The sequence below is a fragment of the Sellimonas caecigallum genome, assembly GCF_019754295.1.
Classification (GTDB): Bacteria; Bacillota; Clostridia; order Lachnospirales; family Lachnospiraceae; genus Sellimonas; species Sellimonas caecigallum.
Window position 1 is genome coordinate 94,468 of record NZ_VIRV01000001.1, and the last position, 17,158, is coordinate 111,625.

Here is a 17,158-nt window from a genome sequence, read left to right on the forward strand (position 1 = left end):
CTTTCTTCTACAGGCTATATACTATTTACATCCTTCTCCGACCATCATATCAATGATCTCTACATTTGTTTCTTTCATTCCGTCTTTTCCAAGCCGCCCGATATTGCGGATCGTTTCATCCACGCCCTTTGTCACAATTCCATCCCCGGCGTAAAACTGCTGGCCGCATTTGTACATATTGTAACCAAGGATTCCCGCTTCCACAGAAGAAGCGATCTTGGCAGCGCAGGACGCTTTTGCTCCGTCACACACAATTCCAGAGACAATGGCAAGGGCATTGACTACCGTATGCGCGATATCCTCAAATGTCCCACCGTACAAATACGCGATCCCGGCACCAGCTGCCGCACCGGCGCAGACAGCTCCGCAGTATGCGGACAATCTTCCGATCCCTGTCTTCTGGTGGATTGCTACAAGGTTCGAGAGCGTCAGTGCGCGGTAAAGTTTCTCCTCGCCCGACTCCAATTCCTTTGCGTATTCAATAACCGGAAGAGAACAGGTCATCCCCTGGTTGCCGCTTCCGGAGTTGATGATAACCGGAAGTTCGCAGCCGTTCATTCTTGCATCAGAACCTGCCGCCGCCATAGCCTTTGCGCGGACACGGATATTATCCCCCTCCATCTTCAGAAGGACGCTTCCGATATTTGCGCCGTAATCCCCTTTCAGCCCTTCCTGCGCGATTGCTGTGTTGTATCTGATCTGGCGGCCGATCACTTCTCTTACGTCTTCGATATCTACCGTGTTGGCAAAGTCAAAAATGTCTCTCATGTTCAGAAGGCTTCTGTCTGTAAGCCCTTCCTCTTTTTCTCCTTCCACTTCCACTTCGTAGAGAACCTTCCCATCCTTTTCGATCAGAACGATATTTGTATGATAGTTTGCGATACGGACTTTCGCGTAAGATTCTCCTTTATACACAGTCACTATGATTTCAAATGTGATTCCGTGGTCTACGTATTCCACTGAGATGTCCGTATTTTTCAGGAAATCCTTCATCTCCTGGATCTCTTCCTTCGTTACCTGAGCAATGACTTCCAGCTCTTTCTCCGGCTTTCCGGCGATAATCCCCGCTGTGGCAGCTGCCGGGATTCCCTTTAAGTGATCTGTATTCGGAACAATCACTGATTTCACATTTTTGATAATACTTCCGCTTGCTCCGATCACAACTTTGTCCGGCACTGCCCCCAGCACTTCCCGCGCTTTTGCGGCCGCATATGCAAGGGCGATCGGTTCTGTACATCCCATGGCCGGCACAAGCTCTTCCTTCAAAATCTGTACATATGCCCCGTACTTTTCATCATTTTTTCTCATCGTATATCCTCTCCTTACCTTTTTTCAGCGGAACATACCCGCTATTCTTTCCCCAACAAATAATCGATAAACTGCTGCGCTGTGCGCCCGGATTTGCCGCCGTGGGTCATCTCCCACTTGTTTGCCTGTAAAAGCAGCTCCTCCTCAGGCATATCAATCCCGTTCCTCCTTGCCAGTTCCAGGACAATATTCTGAAATTCCTTTTTCCCAGGTCCCACAAAGAAAATAGATACTCCAAACCTTGCCACAAGAGAAAGTTTTTCCTGAACCGTGTCGGATGCGTGAAGGTCGTCCCTTCTGCCCTCTTTATCGCTCCACTGTTCTCTCACGAGATGTCTGCGGTTCGATGTGGCATAAATCAATACGTTTTCCGGCTTTCTCTCCAGTCCTCCTTCGATGACTGCTTTCAGATACTTATATTCAATCTCGAACTCTTCAAATGACAGGTCATCCATATAAATAATGAAACGGTAATTCCGGCTCTTGATCTGGGCAATCACGTCATTCAGATCCTGGAACTGATGTTTATATACTTCTATCATCCGGAGCCCTTGATCATAGTACTGATTCAGGATTGCCTTGATGGAGGAAGATTTTCCTGTCCCCGCATCACCAAACAGAAGGCAGTTATTTGCTCTTCTTCTGTTTACAAACGCTTCTGTATTTTCCGTAAGTTTCTGCTTCGGGATTTCATACCCTACCAGATCATCCAGCTTCACATGTGCAATCTTGGTAATAGGGACGATCCTGGCTCCTTTCTCTGTATGCTCGATACGAAATGCCTTGTGAAGTCCAAACTTACCCACACCGAACTCTTTATAAAACTGGGTCATGACATCCTTAAATTGTTCTTTTGTTTCTGTCTTTCCGAGATGGCGGGCCAGTTCGCAGATCCGATCCCGTACTCTTCGATTGTATACATGTCCATCCTGCTTCGTCCCTGCATAGTCAAGGATCATACCGACTGCAGAGACGCCAAGCTTCTTCTCCATATCCCTCAAGTCATAGTCAAACAATTCTTTCATGATAGAGAAATCGTGGAGAGCCACATCATTTATGCTGCCTTCTACCTGACCGCGCATTTCGCAGGCTGTACTGTACGCATTTTCGTCATTTACCAGCAAAAAAGTCAGATAAGTATGCCACAGATTTCCTTCTAGTCCATGACTTTCCGAAAGCTCGAGGATCTCATTGATACATTCAAAATACAGACCTCTTAAATCCTCCGGATTGTAAAAATCGCTTCCGGCATGTTCCATCAAAAAAGTCATATCATCCAGTATCCTGCCGTACTCCATATTCCGGTACAGCATCAGTTCATTTGTCCGCATCTTTCTTTCCTCTTTTCCGGTCTTTCTAATAGTTTCCGAGTATTTTCAAGCTTTTTGCCTCTTCCCTTAATCCACGGATGGCATTCTTAACTGCGCCGTCCGCAAGGTTGCCTTCAAAATCCACAAAAAATCTGTATTCCCAAGGTCTGTCTTCCACTGGTCTTGACTCAATCTTTGTCATATTCAGATCGTTGTATATGAAATGTGAGAGCATCTGATATAATGAACCGCTCTGATGCGGAAGCTCAAAACAAATGCTGATCTTACGTGCCTCTTTGCAGAATATTTTCTGGTTAGTCACAATGATAAAACGAGTCGAATTGCAGCTGCTGTCATTGACTCTCTCTCTCAGAATCTCCAGGCCGTATACCTCGGCTGCGTAGGCGCTGCAGATGGCTGCATGTGTCGGGTCATTTTCCTCGACAACCGTTCTTGCCGCGACAGCAGTATTCGGCACACTGATTTTCTCCATCCCTGCATGGCCATACAGATACTTTTCACACTGCATCAGCCCCTGCGGATGAGAATAAACTTTCATGATTTGCTCTTCCTTGCTCCCCGGAAGCCCGGCCAGCACGTGATTGACCGGCAGTACAGTCTCCCCTACGATATAGTTTTCAAACTCCACGAGGAGATCATAGACTTCGTTGACTGCCCCCGCTGAAGAATTTTCGATAGGGAGAACCGCAAAATCTGCCGCTCCATCTTCGATTGCTTCCATAGCTTCTCTCCATGTGTGCACATGGTATCCTCGCACGTCTTCCCCAAAATACTGCTTCATGGCAGCCTGGCTGTATGCCCCTTCCACACCTTGAAATACAATCCTAACATTTTCTGTGTCCAGTCTGTCAGTCTCAATAAATGGAAGCTTTCCGAGGACTCCATTTTCAGAGAGTTTCTGATACTGAAGCTTTCTGCTCACGGACATCAACAAAGCAAACAACTCCTGCACACCTTTTTTGTATTCCGGATTCTCAACCTGTTTTGCAGCAGCTGCCAGCTTCTGCTGTTCTCTTGTCCGGTCGTATACTTTCCTTCCATTTTGTATCTTAAAATCAGCAACTTCGCCGCACACCTTCATCCTCTGCTCATACAGACGGATAATCTGTGCATCGATCTCATCCAGTTCGTTACGTAATTCCTCTAACGCTGCCATCAGTCCACTCCTTTTTTCAAACTAATGTCGGTACGCACGGGACACTACGCCTTATGTGTCAGATCCTACTGTCCCCTGTATACCGACTCTTTTTAGTATTATAATATATTTCAGGGAGAAAATCCAGATTGCCTGTTGAAAACCAGACTATTTTATTATATGATTAGTAGAGCTAGGAAGCAAGGAGGATGTTTTATGAGACATTTAATGAGCCCGTTGGACTTTTCTGTAGAAGAGCTGGATCAGCTTTTGGATCTTGCCAATGATATTGAAAAGAACCCGGCGAAATATGCACATGCCTGTGCAGGAAAAAAATTAGCAACATTGTTTTATGAGCCAAGTACCCGTACCAGATTAAGTCATGAAGCTGCAATGCTGAATCTGGGTGGAAGTGTTCTTGGCTTTTCTTCTGCAGAGTCGAGCTCCGCAGCAAAAGGCGAAAGTGTGGCCGATACGATCCGTACCGTCTCCTGCTACGCCGATATTGCCGCAATGCGCCATCCAAAGGAAGGTTCCACGATGGTTGCTGCCGCTCACTCCAGTATACCGATCATCAACGCGGGGGATGGAGGACATCAGCATCCGACCCAAACGCTCACAGACCTTTTGACGATCCGCTCTTTAAAAGGACGTCTTGACCATCTCACAATCGGTCTGTGCGGGGATCTGAAATTCGGGCGTACAGTGCACTCTCTCATCCAGGCACTTGTCCGTTATGAAAATATCGAATTTGTTCTGATCTCCCCGGAAGAACTTCGTCTTCCAAGCTATATCCGGCACGATGTTCTGAAGCGCAACAATATCCCGTACAAAGAAGTCGTCCGCATGGAAGAAGCTCTCCCGGATCTGGATATCCTGTATATGACACGTGTCCAGAAAGAACGTTTCTTCAACGAGGAAGACTACGTGCGCATGAAAGATTTCTACATCCTGGACAAAGCGAAAATGGAACTTGCAAACAAAGATATGCTTGTCCTGCACCCACTGCCGCGTGTCAATGAAATCTCTGTGGAAGTAGATGATGACCCACGCGCCGTGTATTTTAAACAGGCTAAATACGGCGTCTACGTGCGTATGGCGCTGATCCTGACACTTCTTAATATCTCTGTAGAAGACTGATCTGGTTTTATAGCAAATATAAGAAAGGAAACAATTATGGTAAAAAACACATTAAATATAGGACGCATCTCCGAGGGATTTGTCCTGGACCATATCCAGGCCGGAAAAAGTATGGATATTTATAAATATCTCCGTCTGGACAAGCTTGACTGCTGTGTCGCCATCATCAAAAATGCCCGCAGCAATAAGATGGGGAAAAAGGATATCATCAAGATTGAATGTCCGCTTGAAATGATCGATCTCGATATTCTTGGCTTTATTGATCATAATATTACGATCAACATTATAGAAAATGAAACCGTTGTAAGAAAGAAAGCACTTACTCTTCCAAAAGAGATCCGTAATGTCATCCGCTGCAAAAATCCACGCTGCATTACGTCTATCGAGCAGGAGCTGGATCATGTCTTTATTCTCACGGATCCGGAGAGAGAAGAATACCGCTGCAAATACTGCGAAGAAAAGTATCAGAGAAAATAGTTTAATGAAAGACGGCACAGTCCAGATGGATTGTGCCGTCTCTTGTTTATTCTGTCATGAGATATGCGCATACATAGATGCCAGCATTGTCACGATCTCTTCGTCCGTAAATTTACTGCTGTCAATGCAGAGATCATACTGTTCCATATCATTCCACTTCTTGTCTGTATAATAATTGTAAAATATTCTTCTTTGTTTATCCATCTTCTTTATCAGCGCACGCGCTGTCTTCTCATCTGTCTTCGCACGTTCCACGACTGTCTCTATTCGTTTTTCCAGAGGTGCATAGATATAAACACTTCTGCATTGTCCTTCCAATATATCATTTGCACATCTTCCAACGATGACACAATCTTCTTTCTGCGCTATTTCCTGGATAACCTCTTTCTCTGCGGCAAACAGCACGTCGTTTAGTGGGTCATGACGATATTTTGGTTCCATCTGATACTGGTCATCCACCGGATACCGCCAGGAACTTGCCCTCGTCTCATCGATCTTTACAAGTTCCTCATATGGAATATCTATCCCTCTTTTTTCACTTGCCAGGAGAATCAACTCTTTGTCATAAAAATGAATTCCAAGTTCCTGGGCCAGTTTTCTCCCTATCCGCCGTCCATTGCTTCCGTACATACGGTTAATGGTAATAATGCGTTTACTCATATACTTGCACCTCCTCTGGTTTTCATATTAAAAGCCGTAGATCTCTACCTGTATTTTATCATTTTTTCAATCAAAAAGGAACCTGAATACAGATTTTTCTGTACTGGTTCCCAAAACATCTGTTTCTTCTCTTTCTATCAGATGGCATGAGCAGGACGGTAAGCCGGGTTATGTCTCGAACAGTCATCTATCTAGACCCCATGTCGCCACGGGGTTCCATCAACCCACCTAAAACACGACGGGCCGCCGTATCGTTTTCATTCGGTCTTTCTTCGGATGGGGTTTACATGTGCCCTCCCTGTTACCAGAAAGGCGGTAGTCTCTTACACTGCCTTTCCACCCTTACCGCATAAGCGGCGGTTTATTTCTGTTGCACTATCCTTGGAGTCGCCTCCACCGGACGTTATCCGGCATCCTGCCCTGTGAAGCCCGGACTTTCCTCGTCTGCTCCCTTTCGGGACTTGCATCCGCGACTGTTTGTCCTACTTATGCCTGTAATACCATACCATATCCATGTCTAAATGGCAAGCCCTTCATCAACAATCCGATCATTTCCATCTGCAGCAGTTGTGGCAAGTATGTCGCAGCGCTCATTCTGCGGGTGGCCATCGTGCCCTTTTACCCAGATAAAAGTGACGTGATGGTTTTCTTTTGCCGCAAGAAGTCTCTTCCAGAGATCCGTATTTTTAACCGGTTCATTCTTTCCTCGTTTCCAGTTTTTTTTGATCCAGCTTTCTATCCAGTGCTGGTTGAATGCGTTGACAACATACTGTGAATCAGAATAAACCTCCACCTCGCACGGCCGATTCAGCGCTTCCAGTCCGGCAATGACAGCCATAAGTTCCATCCGGTTATTTGTCGTCTTTACATAACCCTGAGAAATCTCCTTCGTGTGCAGTTCCCCTTTTCTATCTGTATATTCCAGAATCACGCCGTATCCTCCCGGTCCGTCCGGGTTGCCCCTCGCCGCACCATCCGTATATATTTTTACAAGCATATATGTTCCTCCTTTTCATCGCTTTTCCACTGTATCATCTCACGTACTTCCCTGACTTTTCTATGATCTTCCCCATTTCCGGTAATTCCGATCACAATGTCTTCCTTTCTCACGACAGATGGAAAGAAGAAATCACAGTCGGAAGCATCGGAGGCATTATTGACTGGAATCCCCCGTTTTCTACAGAGACGGGCAATCATCGCATTTACTTCCGGTTTGTCAGTTGCCGCGAAGACCATGAACATACTTTTTTCCAGATCCGTCTCTTCAAACTGCTTCTTTTTATAATGAACTTGTCCTGTCTTGATCCATGTCCGAAATTGCTCTTCGACACTCCCAGGTATCTTCGGAGCAATGACTTGGATCTTCGCTCCGAAGGACAAAAGAACCTGGATCCGCCGCTTCGCGACAGATCCGGCCCCGAAAAAAAGAATCTGTCTGTCATCGAGACGGATAAAAACAGGAAATCTGGGATATCTTTCTCTCACTTTATTTTCTCCTCTTCATTCACGGCGCTGTTTCTTCCCGGACAGGGGCCGCCGTTTTGATCTGACAGCCCCATTATACCACACCCGCTGCTCTAAAGTTTATCTTTTTTATACTGTCAGATAATGATGCAGACAATTCCTCCGTTGCTGTCGTTTACAATCTTCTGCATTGTATCCTGAAGTTTGACCTGGCATTCGTCGTTGATCATCGTGATCTTGTTTTTCATTCCATCCATGACAAGTTCCTCTATGGACTTTCCGAAGATATTCGTCTTCCACACGCCCTCTTCGCTCTCTTTTGCTTCTTTGATATAGCGGATGACATCTTGAGCCTGCTGTTCATTTCCCACGATCGGTGCGATCTCTGTTTCAATATTGGCTTGTATCATATGGATGGATGGCGCTTCGGAATGGATCTTTACCCCGTATTTGTTTCCCTGCCGGATGATCTCTGGTTCAGCCATCCGGATTTCCTCTTTGATCGGACTTACGACTCCATACCCTTTCATCTTGACACTGTCCATAGCGTCTTTCACATGGGCGTACTCTGTCCGGAGTCCGGACATCTCCTTCATGGATTTTAAAAGTTCATACTCATTGCGGATCTGTGTTCCTGTCATTTCGCTGAGCATTTCATAATAAAATTTTTCATAAACCCGTATCTCGATTTTTACACATCCTGTATCCATCTCAATCTTCTCCACTCGGACGGACTCTATGTACGTAAGTTCCGATTTCGGAATGCCGCCTACAAAATCTCTGATTTCTGTTCGTTCCTCCATCATTCTGCGGATTTCTCCGATTAACTCAGCCTTGATCTTATGTTCTCTCGGAAGCATTTCCACCCATTTGGGAATGTAGAATTCCAGTTCCGATACCGGGAATTCAAAAAGGATCGCCTCCATCATCTGATGGATATCCTCCTCTTTCAGCTGCTCACAGTTCACAGGAAGGACTGTCACTTCAAACTTATTCCGTATCTCTTCTGCAGTCTCCATCGCTTCCTTTCCATAAGGGCGGGAGGAGTTAACAAGCACGAGGAATGGTTTCCCGATCTCTTTTAGCTCCCTTATCGTCTTCTCCTCCGGATCGCGATATGACTCCCTTGGGATTTCTCCGATGGTTCCGTCCGTTGTGACGACAATCCCGATGGTGGCATGGTCGTGAATGACCTTTCTTGTTCCAATCCCCGCCGCTTTCGTGAACAGGATTTCGTAGTCGAACCACGGTGTTTTTACTTTTCGTTCTTCCCCATCCTCGATATGCCCTTTCGCCCCTTCCGTCATATATCCGACACAGTCGATGAGACGTACCTTTACCTTCACATCATCCGACAGAACAAGATCAGCCGCCTCTTTCGGAATAAATTTGGGCTCTGTTGTCATAATTGTCTTCCCAGACGAGGACTGTGGAAGCTCATCCATCGTTCGCGCCTTTTGATTCTCATCTTCCATATGCGGGATCACAAGAAGATCCATAAATCGTTTGATAAAAGTAGATTTCCCGGTACGGACAGGCCCTACCACTCCAAGATAGATTTCCCCGTTTGTTCTTGCCTGCATATCATGATAAAGCTGAAAACTTTCCATAATAAAATTACCCCCTTGTAATGCTGATACAAGTGTATGCATACAAGAGGGCTTTTAGACCTTGGAATCATCTACTCATTTTCCCAAGGAAGTTCACTGTGTTCTGTTTTTCTGTCCCGAAGCATTAGCTCTTTTACCGCTTCCCCCGGGTCTTTGCCGTCAAAAAGCACCGCGTTTACCTGCTCTACGATCGGCATGGACACCTCGTACTTTTTCGCAAGGGCCATAGCAGCTTTGGCAGAATAGACTCCTTCCACAACCATCTTTACTTCAGCCATGGCTTCCTCCATCGTCATCCCTTTTCCGATGAGATAGCCCGCCTTCCGGTTTCGGCTGTGAACGCTTGCACAGGTCACGATCAGGTCTCCTATTCCTGTAAGCCCTGTAAATGTCTGGATCTTTCCACCCATCTTTACCCCGAGTCTCGAGATCTCTGCGATCCCTCTTGTGATCAGCGCTGCCTTGGTGTTATCTCCGTAACCAAGCCCGTCGGCAGTTCCTGCTGCCAGTGCGATGACATTCTTCAGAGAACCGCCAAGCTCAATTCCCAGGATATCCGGACTTGTGTAAACACGGAACACTTCACTCATGAATACCTGCTGCAGATATTCTGCTGTCTTTTTCGTCCTCGCACCTACAACGCAGGTAGTCGGAAGCCCTCTTCCCACTTCTTCCGCGTGGCTTGGGCCTGAAAGGACAGCCACATCCGCCTGCGGCACTTCCTCTTCGATTTGCTGACTCAGCGTCATGAGCGTCGTCTCCTCGATTCCTTTTGCCACATTGACAAGAATCTGACCTTCCGCTACATACGGCCTCATCTTTCGTGCTGTCTCTCTCGTAAACGGAGAAGGAACTGCCAGCACGACGAAATCTTTGTCTTTGACTCCTTCTTCCATCACATTCGTAAAACAGATACTGTCCTGGAGCTTCACGCCCGGAAGCTTGCTTTTATGTTCTCTTTCTCTGTCAAGCTCTTTTACTTCTTTCTCATCAATGGACCATACAGTCACATCATTTCCGTTGTTTGTCAAAAGCCAGGCAATCGCTGTACCCCAGCTTCCAGCTCCCATAATACCAACTTTTGCCATACCATGCCTCCTATTTTTTCTTTCCGAAGCTGATTTTATTTTCCGTTCCGTTCAAAAGCCGGCCAATGTTGGCCCGATGTTTCCAGATGGCCATCAAAGCCAGAAAGCCCGCCACAACATACATCTCATAGAGGGGCGCTCCTTCCATGCCATAGTCTCCGATCTGCCCTCTTATTACCACGCCTGCAAAGAAAATGATCACGACCGCAATCGAACCGACGGATACATATTTTGTTGCTGCTACTATTGTAACAAATACAGCAAGCGCAATCAAGCAAATCCAGATATTCGTGGTAGCTGCAAGGAGCCCTGCCATAGCAGCGATCCCTTTTCCGCCTTTGAATTTCATATAAAATGGGAAATTATGTCCAAGCACAGCTCCCAATCCGGCATACATGGAAAGGAGCGGGAGAATGTCTCCTTTGGTATTTCCAAAAATCAGACGGGCGATAAGCACTGCAAAAATGCATTTGAAGCAGTCTCCAAAAAATGTAACGGCTCCTGCTTTTATCCCGAGTGTGCGAAGCGCGTTCGTCGATCCGGCATTGCCGCTTCCCATCTTTCTGATATCTACGTGGTGCAATTTTCCATATATGTAGCCTGTCTGAAACAGCCCAAAAATATATCCGATTCCAATGCAAATCAACCGTTCCATCTTACTGCTCCTTCTCCTTGCGCTCCCGGATAAAAAATTTCAGCGATGTCCCCTTAAATCCGAATGCTTCCCGGATCTTATTTTCCAGATATCTTGTATAAGAAAAATGCATCAATTCTTTATCATTGACAAAGATCACAAAAGTAGGCGGTTTTACGGAAACCTGGGTAATATAGTAAAGTTTCAGACGCTTTCCTTTGTCTGAAGGCGGCTGCTGCATTGCAACCGCTTCTGTCATGATCTCATTAAGTACACCTGTTGCAATGCGGAGCGTCTGATTCTCAATTACCATATCAATCATATCAAAAAGCTTTGGCAGCCTCTGCCCGGTCTTTGCGGACACATACATGATCTCGGCATACGGCATATAGGAAAGAACCGTTCGGATCTTCTTTTCGTACTCCCGCATTGTTTTGTCGTTTTTCTCGATGGCATCCCATTTATTGACAACAATAATGATACCTTTTCCTCTCTCATGGGCGATCCCCGCAATCTTAGCATCCTGCTCTGTCACGCCTTCCACTGCGTCGATGACCATGAGAACTACATCCGCCCGTTCCACAGCAGTAACTGTACGAATGATACTGTATCGTTCCAGTTCTTCTTTTATCTTGTTCTTTCTGCGAAGTCCCGCTGTGTCGATGAATACATACTCTTTTCCATTATGGACAATGTTCGTATCAATAGCATCCCTTGTTGTCCCGGCAATATCCGAAACAATCACACGGTTTTCTCCCAATAATTTATTTACTATTGACGACTTCCCTACATTTGGTTTTCCGACGATAGCGATCCTCGGTCTGTCATCTTCTTCCTCTTCCTCTTTGTCCTCCGGAAAATAGGAAATAACCGTGTCCAGAAGATCCCCGATCCCAAGCCTTGATGCGGCGGATACCGGCGTCGGATCTCCGATCCCCAAATTGTAAAATTCATAGACATCCGGCATGAATTTATGAAAATTGTCCACTTTATTTACTGCCAGGATGACCGGTTTTCTGGCGCGTCTGAGCATGTCTGCCACTTTGGAATCCGCATCCACAAGCCCCTGTCGGACATCCGTGATAAAAATGATAACATCCGCCGTATCTATGGCGATCTGTGCCTGTTCCCTCATCTGGGAAAGGATGATGTCACTGCTTTCCGGTTCAATACCCCCTGTGTCTATGAGGGTAAATTCTCTGTCAAGCCAGGAAACATCCGCGTAGATACGGTCTCTTGTCACACCCGGTGTATCTTTTACAATAGAAATCATTTCGCCGGCCAGAACATTAAATAAGGTAGATTTACCTACGTTCGGTCTGCCGACTATTGCAACTACTGGTTTACTCATGTTTTCTCTCCTTTATGATCGAATCGATAAAATCCTGTCCGCTTGATTTTACAATATCTGTCTTCACTTGTAAAGCATCTTCTAATTCCTGTACTGTCACATCATCCAGAAATACCGGTTCGCCGCTTCTTAACATATTGCAAGGCAAGAGCAGCCTCTCCCCAAGTTCCTGTCCCTTAAGCTGACTGATCAGATCCTGACCTGTGATCAACCCTGACACTGTGATCCGCTCTCCGAAAAAGTCATTTCGGATTTTGTAGAGGTGTACTTTCAGATTCGGGCACTTTTCTTTCATCTTTTCCAGAAATTCTTTCAGGTAGTCATATGCAAGCACTCCGGTCGCCATGGAGATGTGGATCGTTCTGTCTATAGGTTCCAGGTTCTCAAACGCCTCCTGGAACTCATCTTTCAAAAGACGTATCATCCCCACCCCATTTTCCAGCTGAAGATACCCGTCATACCGTTCCGCCTCAGGCACTTCATAACCTGCCAGGATATACCACTCATCCCCTGCATGGATAAAATGATATCCATATTTCTTATAAAGCTTTTCCTGCCAGCGGTGGATTACCTCCAGCACTTCGCGCGCATCTTCCCTGGTAAACGGCTCAAGAGGATAAAGTCCGTCCCGGTATTTGCTCAATCCTACCGGAACGACCGACACGCTCTGAAGATTCGGAATATACCCGGAGAGATCACTCAGACTTCTCTCCAGCTCTTCCCCATCATTGAGCCCTTTGCACAGGACGATCTGCCCATTCATTGTTATCCCGCCCTCGTAAAGTCTGTCTACTTTCCGGAGAGCTTCCCCGGCGAACCGGTTGTGGAGCATCTTACAGCGAAGCTTGGGGTTTGTCGTGTGGAACGAGATATTGATCGGCTCCAGATGATACCGGATGATCCTGTCAATATCATGGTCGCTCATATTTGTAAGAGTAATGTAATTCCCCTGAAGAAAGGAAAGCCTGGAATCATCATCTTTAAAGTAAAGTGTCTCCCTCATCCCTTTCGGCATCTGATCGATAAAACAGAATACACAGTGATTCCGGCAAGAACGGTATTCATCCATCAACCCCTGTTCAAATGTGATCCCAAGATCCTCCTCATACTCTTTTTCGATCTCCAGCTCCCACTCTTCGCCGTCCGGTTTTTGGATCAGGACGACCAGGTATTCATCATTGACGTAGTAGTGATAATCAAATACATCCTCGATCTCATTGTCATTGATGGAAATCAGCTTATCGCCTTTTTCGATGCCCATCTCGCAGGCAATGCTTCCTTCCTCCACTGACGCTACAATATGCTCATGCTTTTTTGGCATCTGTCTCATGCTCATGCTTGTTTTTCTCCTGTTCTGCTTTCTTTCCTGTTTTCTATCATACTAAATTCCCTCTGAAAATGCAATTTTTTCGTTCCCTTTCTTGCCATCCCTCTAAAAAAATGGTATAAATTAGGGTAGCGTTAGCCTTTGCAAACGTAAAAAGAACCAAAATCTGGAAATACAAACGATATAGGAGACCAATAATGCCAAATATTCAATTACTGGAACAGGCTCTGCCTGTTGCCCCACTGAAAATCGCTGCTTTAAAAAGCTGCGAAAAAATGGGAGAGAAAGTCAATGACTACATTGTGCAGTTCCGCAAGGAATCCCTGAACAAATATGTAGACTCTGCACTTTTTTCTACTTATATGCAGGAAAACTATCTTGTAAAACACAGCTGTCCTCGGTTTGGCTCCGGGGAGGCAAAGGGTATTTTAAACGAGACGATCCGCGGAAAAGACCTGTTTGTGATGGTTGATATCTGCAATTATAGTCTGACTTACTCTGTAAACGGACATCTCAATCATATGTCGCCGGATGATCACTATCAGGATCTGAAACGTATTATTTCCGCTGCTACTGGAAAAGCCAGACGGATCAACGTTATCATGCCGTTTCTCTATGAAAGCCGCCAGCATAAACGCACGAAACGCGAATCTCTGGACTGTGCCCTTGCTCTGGAGGAACTGGTCGATATGGGTGTCTCCAATATCATCACATTCGACGCCCATGACCCACGTGTCCAGAATGCGATTCCATTAAAAGGATTTGACAATTTCAATCCGCCGTATCAGTTTATGAAGGCTCTTTTAAAAGCAGAACCTGAGCTTCAGACAGACAAGGAACATCTGATGGTCGTAAGCCCGGACGAAGGAGCTATGCACCGTGCTGTGTATTTTTCCAATGTTCTTGGCGTAGACATGGGAATGTTCTATAAACGCCGCGATTATTCCACGATCATCAACGGAAAGAATCCGATTGTTGCCCATGAATTCCTTGGCGATGACGTGAAAGGAAAGACTGTTATCATCGTGGACGATATGATCGCATCCGGAGAAAGTATGCTGGATGTTGCACGGCAGATCAAAGACCGCGGCGCATCCCGTGTGTTTGTCTGTACAACCTTCGGCCTTTTCACAGAAGGGTTCCAAAAATTTGACGATTACTATAATACCGGCTATATCGATCGTCTGATCACAACAAACCTTACTTATCTTCCGCCGGAAATTTATGAAAAACCATATTTTGTGGAAGCGGATATGAGCAAATTTCTTGCCATTATCATCGACTCCCTGAATCACGATATCTCCATCAGTTCGGTTCTGAATCCTACGGACAAGCTTCACGCTCTCCTGGATAAGCACCGCTTAAAAAAATAGGATAAGAGCCTTGTGCTCTTATCCTTTTTTGAATCATACAGTTATATCATCTTCAAAAAACGCAACATCTGTCGGAAAGATAAAACTTTCTCCCATTTTTTTGATCAGAATGATCCGCAGACGGTCGTTAAGATTTTTCTTGTCCAGCATCATCGCAGCTTTCAACTCTTTCATCTTTACCCCGGCGCTGATCGGAAGATCATAGGACTCCAGCACTTTTCTGAGCTCTTCTGCCGTCCCCTCCTCTGTCATTCCCTTCTTCTCCGAAATCTTCGTGATCTGATACATCCCAACTGCCACTGCCTCTCCGTGACTTTCTCTTTCATAGGCAAATTTCTGTTCCACAGCGTGTCCCAATGTATGTCCGAAATTCAAAAGCATCCTTTCCCCGGTGTCATATTGATCCTCCTCAACTATCTGTCGTTTGATATCCACACAACGGGCTATCACTCCCGTAAGCTCCTCTCCAAGCCCTTCAAACGACCTTGCCTTTTTCAGTATATCGAAGAGTCCTCTGTCTTTTATGCAGCCGTACTTGATGACTTCCCCCATCCCATCGTTGATATAACGTTTCGGAAGTGTCGAAAGGACGTCTGGATCGATGAGAACGAGCTTCGGCTGATAGAAAGCCCCTACGAGGTTTTTTCCTTCTTTCAGATCAACCGCCACCTTCCCTCCGACGGAAGAATCCACCTGAGCCAAAAGAGATGTAGGAATCTGTATGAAGGGAATCCCTCGCAGATAGGTCGCAGCTGCGAATCCAGCCATATCTCCTACCACTCCCCCTCCGAGCGCTACGATGAGATCGCTCCTGGAAAGTTTTGCCTGCAGAAGCTTTCCATAGATCTCCGGCAGGATCGCCATACTCTTTGATGCTTCTCCATGAGGGACAACCGCTTCGTAACATTCCCACTTTGTCTGAAGTTGCTCTTTCAGAACTTCTCCGTAATATCCATACACACGATCGTCTGAAATGATCATGATCTTCTTCCCGTGGAATACTTCTGCGATCAGATCCGCAGCCCTTCTCAAAACGCCTCTCTCAATAAAAATCTCATAACTCTTCTCCCCCAGATTTACATTCAATTTCATGTCCCTTCCCGCCTTTACTTCTTTCCTTGGAATATTTACCACTCTTTTCCTACTGCCGCTGCAATCTTAGAAAGCTGCTTTAAAAGGTCTGCATATTTTGTCGGTTTTAAAGATTGTCCGCCATCACACAGTGCCAGCTCCGGATTATTGTGAACTTCGATCATCAAACCGTCCGCTCCTGCTGCCACAGCTGCTTTTGCCATGGAATCCACAAGCCACCATTTTCCTCCTGCATGACTTGGATCGATGATGACCGGAAGATGTGTCATTCTTCTCAAAACCGGGATCGCCTGAAGATCCAACGTGTTTCTTGTATATGTTTCGAATGTACGGACCCCTCGTTCGCAGAGAATGACATTCTCATTTCCCGAAGCCATGATGTACTCGGCTGACATAACCCATTCTTCGTATGTGGCATTCAGTCCCCTCTTAAGGAGGATTGGTCTTTTTGTCTGTCCAAGCTGTTTCAGAAGATCAAAATTCTGCATATTTCTTGCACCAATTTGGATAAGATCCACTTTTTCATCAAAAATTTCAAGATATTCCGCCGACATCAGTTCCGTCACAATCGGAAGTCCTGTTTCTTCCTTTGCTTTACACAAAAGATCCAGTCCTTCCAAGCCCAGTCCCTGGAAAGAGTACGGGCTCGTACGCGGTTTGAATGCGCCTCCGCGAAGGAGATTTGCTCCTGCTGCCTTTACAGCCCGCGCCACTTCGATCACTTGCTCTTCCGTCTCAACAGAACACGGACCGGCAATCATTGCCATATGTCCGCCGCCCACTTTCACTCCTGACACATCCACTGTCGAGTCTTCCGGGTGGAACGCTCTGTTTGCCAGCTTATATGGTTCCTGGACATGCATGACCTTATCTACACTCCTGTCCACTTCAAACAATCTCGGGTCGATACGCACCGTGTCCCCGATACACCCGATGATCGTCATCTCTTCTCCCCTTACAACATGGGCTTCGAGACCTTTCCCTTCTACCATCTTTACTACCCGGTTCAGGTCCTCTTCTGCGGTTCTTGGCTTCAATACAATAATCATGATCTGTTCCTCCTGCTCTTTCTCCTGCATCGAAAATATCAAAACGGAATTTAAAAGGACTTTCCTGTGGAATAAAAAAGTCCTCTGGAAAACTCCAGAGGACGATCAATACCGTGGTT

Annotated in this window: 16 protein-coding genes, 1 other RNA gene and 1 other annotated feature (1 of these 18 cut by a window edge); of the genes, 3 read left to right on the top strand and 14 right to left on the bottom strand. The window is 46.0% G+C overall.

Annotated features, from left to right (window positions below):
- Positions 1-21: 21 nt before the first annotated feature.
- From FLB61_RS00465 to pheA, 3 genes are read right to left on the bottom strand one after another with little or no spacing between them, the layout of a single operon-like run.
- Entirely contained in the window at positions 22-1,308 is a 1,287-nt protein-coding gene (locus tag FLB61_RS00465) for an L-cysteine desulfidase family protein (RefSeq protein ID WP_221919121.1), read from the bottom strand.
- Between the two features lie 41 nt (positions 1,309-1,349).
- Positions 1,350-2,639, bottom strand: coding sequence for an ATP-binding protein (locus FLB61_RS00470; protein WP_087199573.1), 1,290 nt, complete (start codon positions 2,637-2,639; stop codon positions 1,350-1,352).
- A gap of 25 nt (positions 2,640-2,664) precedes the next feature.
- Positions 2,665-3,795 (bottom strand): prephenate dehydratase, encoded by a 1,131-nt coding sequence (gene pheA / locus FLB61_RS00475; protein WP_087211160.1) that lies wholly within the window; start codon positions 3,793-3,795, stop codon positions 2,665-2,667.
- A 195-nt stretch (positions 3,796-3,990) separates the two neighbouring features.
- On the opposite strand from pheA, the gene pyrB reads away from it, so the two are divergent.
- Together pyrB and FLB61_RS00485 are read left to right on the top strand one after the other, a co-directional pair.
- Positions 3,991-4,914 (top strand): aspartate carbamoyltransferase, encoded by a 924-nt coding sequence (gene pyrB, locus FLB61_RS00480; RefSeq protein WP_087199569.1) that lies wholly within the window; start codon positions 3,991-3,993, stop codon positions 4,912-4,914.
- Positions 4,915-4,950: 36 nt separating this feature from the next.
- Positions 4,951-5,391: an aspartate carbamoyltransferase regulatory subunit gene (locus tag FLB61_RS00485; protein WP_087199567.1), complete on the top strand. Its 441-nt coding sequence runs from the start codon at positions 4,951-4,953 to the stop codon at positions 5,389-5,391.
- 54 nt (positions 5,392-5,445) lie between these two features.
- Here the strand turns inward: FLB61_RS00485 and FLB61_RS00490 are convergent, their stop codons facing one another.
- The 9 genes from FLB61_RS00490 to FLB61_RS00530 all read right to left on the bottom strand — a co-directional run bounded on the left by FLB61_RS00490 (position 5,446) and on the right by FLB61_RS00530 (position 13,534).
- Complete coding sequence (locus FLB61_RS00490; RefSeq protein ID WP_087199566.1) at positions 5,446-6,051, bottom strand: cytidylate kinase-like family protein; 606 nt, start codon at positions 6,049-6,051, stop codon at positions 5,446-5,448.
- A gap of 143 nt (positions 6,052-6,194) precedes the next feature.
- Positions 6,195-6,540: RNase P RNA component class A (gene rnpB / locus FLB61_RS00495), an RNA gene on the bottom strand.
- Between the two features lie 28 nt (positions 6,541-6,568).
- Complete coding sequence (gene rnhA / locus FLB61_RS00500; RefSeq protein ID WP_221919122.1) at positions 6,569-7,048, bottom strand: ribonuclease HI; 480 nt, start codon at positions 7,046-7,048, stop codon at positions 6,569-6,571.
- On the bottom strand, positions 7,039-7,536 hold the full coding sequence (locus FLB61_RS00505; protein ID WP_087211151.1) for a precorrin-2 dehydrogenase/sirohydrochlorin ferrochelatase family protein: 498 nt from the start codon (positions 7,534-7,536) through the stop codon (positions 7,039-7,041). The genes rnhA and FLB61_RS00505 overlap by 10 nt, the downstream gene beginning before the upstream one ends.
- A 116-nt stretch (positions 7,537-7,652) precedes the next feature.
- Positions 7,653-9,125: a stage IV sporulation protein A gene (spoIVA, locus tag FLB61_RS00510; protein WP_221919123.1), complete on the bottom strand. Its 1,473-nt coding sequence runs from the start codon at positions 9,123-9,125 to the stop codon at positions 7,653-7,655.
- A 71-nt stretch (positions 9,126-9,196) separates the two neighbouring features.
- On the bottom strand, positions 9,197-10,213 hold the full coding sequence (locus tag FLB61_RS00515; protein ID WP_087211145.1) for an NAD(P)H-dependent glycerol-3-phosphate dehydrogenase: 1,017 nt from the start codon (positions 10,211-10,213) through the stop codon (positions 9,197-9,199).
- A 10-nt stretch (positions 10,214-10,223) separates the two neighbouring features.
- Positions 10,224-10,868, bottom strand: a complete 645-nt coding sequence (plsY, locus tag FLB61_RS00520) for a glycerol-3-phosphate 1-O-acyltransferase PlsY (RefSeq protein ID WP_087199556.1) — start codon at positions 10,866-10,868, stop codon at positions 10,224-10,226.
- 1 nt (position 10,869) lies between these two features.
- On the bottom strand, positions 10,870-12,198 hold the full coding sequence (gene der / locus FLB61_RS00525) for a ribosome biogenesis GTPase Der (RefSeq protein WP_087199554.1): 1,329 nt from the start codon (positions 12,196-12,198) through the stop codon (positions 10,870-10,872).
- Positions 12,191-13,534: a DUF512 domain-containing protein gene (locus FLB61_RS00530; protein WP_246599047.1), complete on the bottom strand. Its 1,344-nt coding sequence runs from the start codon at positions 13,532-13,534 to the stop codon at positions 12,191-12,193. Before FLB61_RS00530 ends, der begins: the two co-directional genes overlap by 8 nt.
- A 188-nt stretch (positions 13,535-13,722) precedes the next feature.
- On the opposite strand from FLB61_RS00530, the gene FLB61_RS00535 reads away from it, so the two are divergent.
- Complete coding sequence (locus FLB61_RS00535; protein WP_221919124.1) at positions 13,723-14,898, top strand: ribose-phosphate pyrophosphokinase; 1,176 nt, start codon at positions 13,723-13,725, stop codon at positions 14,896-14,898.
- Between the two features lie 33 nt (positions 14,899-14,931).
- On the opposite strand, the gene aroB is transcribed toward FLB61_RS00535, so the two are convergent.
- A complete protein-coding gene (aroB, locus tag FLB61_RS00540) occupies positions 14,932-15,990 on the bottom strand; it encodes a 3-dehydroquinate synthase (protein WP_221919125.1) in 1,059 nt (352 codons plus the stop codon).
- Between the two features lie 35 nt (positions 15,991-16,025).
- Positions 16,026-17,039 carry a 3-deoxy-7-phosphoheptulonate synthase gene (aroF, locus tag FLB61_RS00545; protein WP_087199740.1) on the bottom strand — a complete coding sequence of 338 codons (1,014 nt, stop codon included), beginning with the start codon at positions 17,037-17,039 and terminating at the stop codon, positions 16,026-16,028.
- A gap of 94 nt (positions 17,040-17,133) precedes the next feature.
- Positions 17,134-17,158, bottom strand: a binding site (T-box leader); it runs 223 nt beyond the window's last position.

Bases quoted from the DNA above. Each gene is read 5' to 3' on its own strand.
- FLB61_RS00465 (WP_221919121.1), bottom strand. From the start codon at position 1,308: ATGAGAAAAAATGATGAAAAGTACGGGGCATATGTACAGATTTTGAAG.
- FLB61_RS00470 (WP_087199573.1), bottom strand. From the start codon at position 2,639: ATGCGGACAAATGAACTGATGCTGTACCGGAATATGGAGTACGGCAGG.
- pheA (WP_087211160.1), bottom strand. From the start codon at position 3,795: ATGGCAGCGTTAGAGGAATTACGTAACGAACTGGATGAGATCGATGCA.
- pyrB (WP_087199569.1), top strand. From the start codon at position 3,991: ATGAGACATTTAATGAGCCCGTTGGACTTTTCTGTAGAAGAGCTGGAT.
- FLB61_RS00485 (WP_087199567.1), top strand. From the start codon at position 4,951: ATGGTAAAAAACACATTAAATATAGGACGCATCTCCGAGGGATTTGTC.
- FLB61_RS00490 (WP_087199566.1), bottom strand. From the start codon at position 6,051: ATGAGTAAACGCATTATTACCATTAACCGTATGTACGGAAGCAATGGA.
- rnhA (WP_221919122.1), bottom strand. From the start codon at position 7,048: ATGCTTGTAAAAATATATACGGATGGTGCGGCGAGGGGCAACCCGGAC.
- spoIVA (WP_221919123.1), bottom strand. From the start codon at position 9,125: ATGGAAAGTTTTCAGCTTTATCATGATATGCAGGCAAGAACAAACGGG.
- FLB61_RS00515 (WP_087211145.1), bottom strand. From the start codon at position 10,213: ATGGCAAAAGTTGGTATTATGGGAGCTGGAAGCTGGGGTACAGCGATT.
- plsY (WP_087199556.1), bottom strand. From the start codon at position 10,868: ATGGAACGGTTGATTTGCATTGGAATCGGATATATTTTTGGGCTGTTT.
- der (WP_087199554.1), bottom strand. From the start codon at position 12,198: ATGAGTAAACCAGTAGTTGCAATAGTCGGCAGACCGAACGTAGGTAAA.
- FLB61_RS00530 (WP_246599047.1), bottom strand. From the start codon at position 13,534: ATGAGCATGAGACAGATGCCAAAAAAGCATGAGCATATTGTAGCGTCA.
- FLB61_RS00535 (WP_221919124.1), top strand. From the start codon at position 13,723: ATGCCAAATATTCAATTACTGGAACAGGCTCTGCCTGTTGCCCCACTG.
- aroB (WP_221919125.1), bottom strand. From the start codon at position 15,990: ATGAAATTGAATGTAAATCTGGGGGAGAAGAGTTATGAGATTTTTATT.
- aroF (WP_087199740.1), bottom strand. From the start codon at position 17,039: ATGATTATTGTATTGAAGCCAAGAACCGCAGAAGAGGACCTGAACCGG.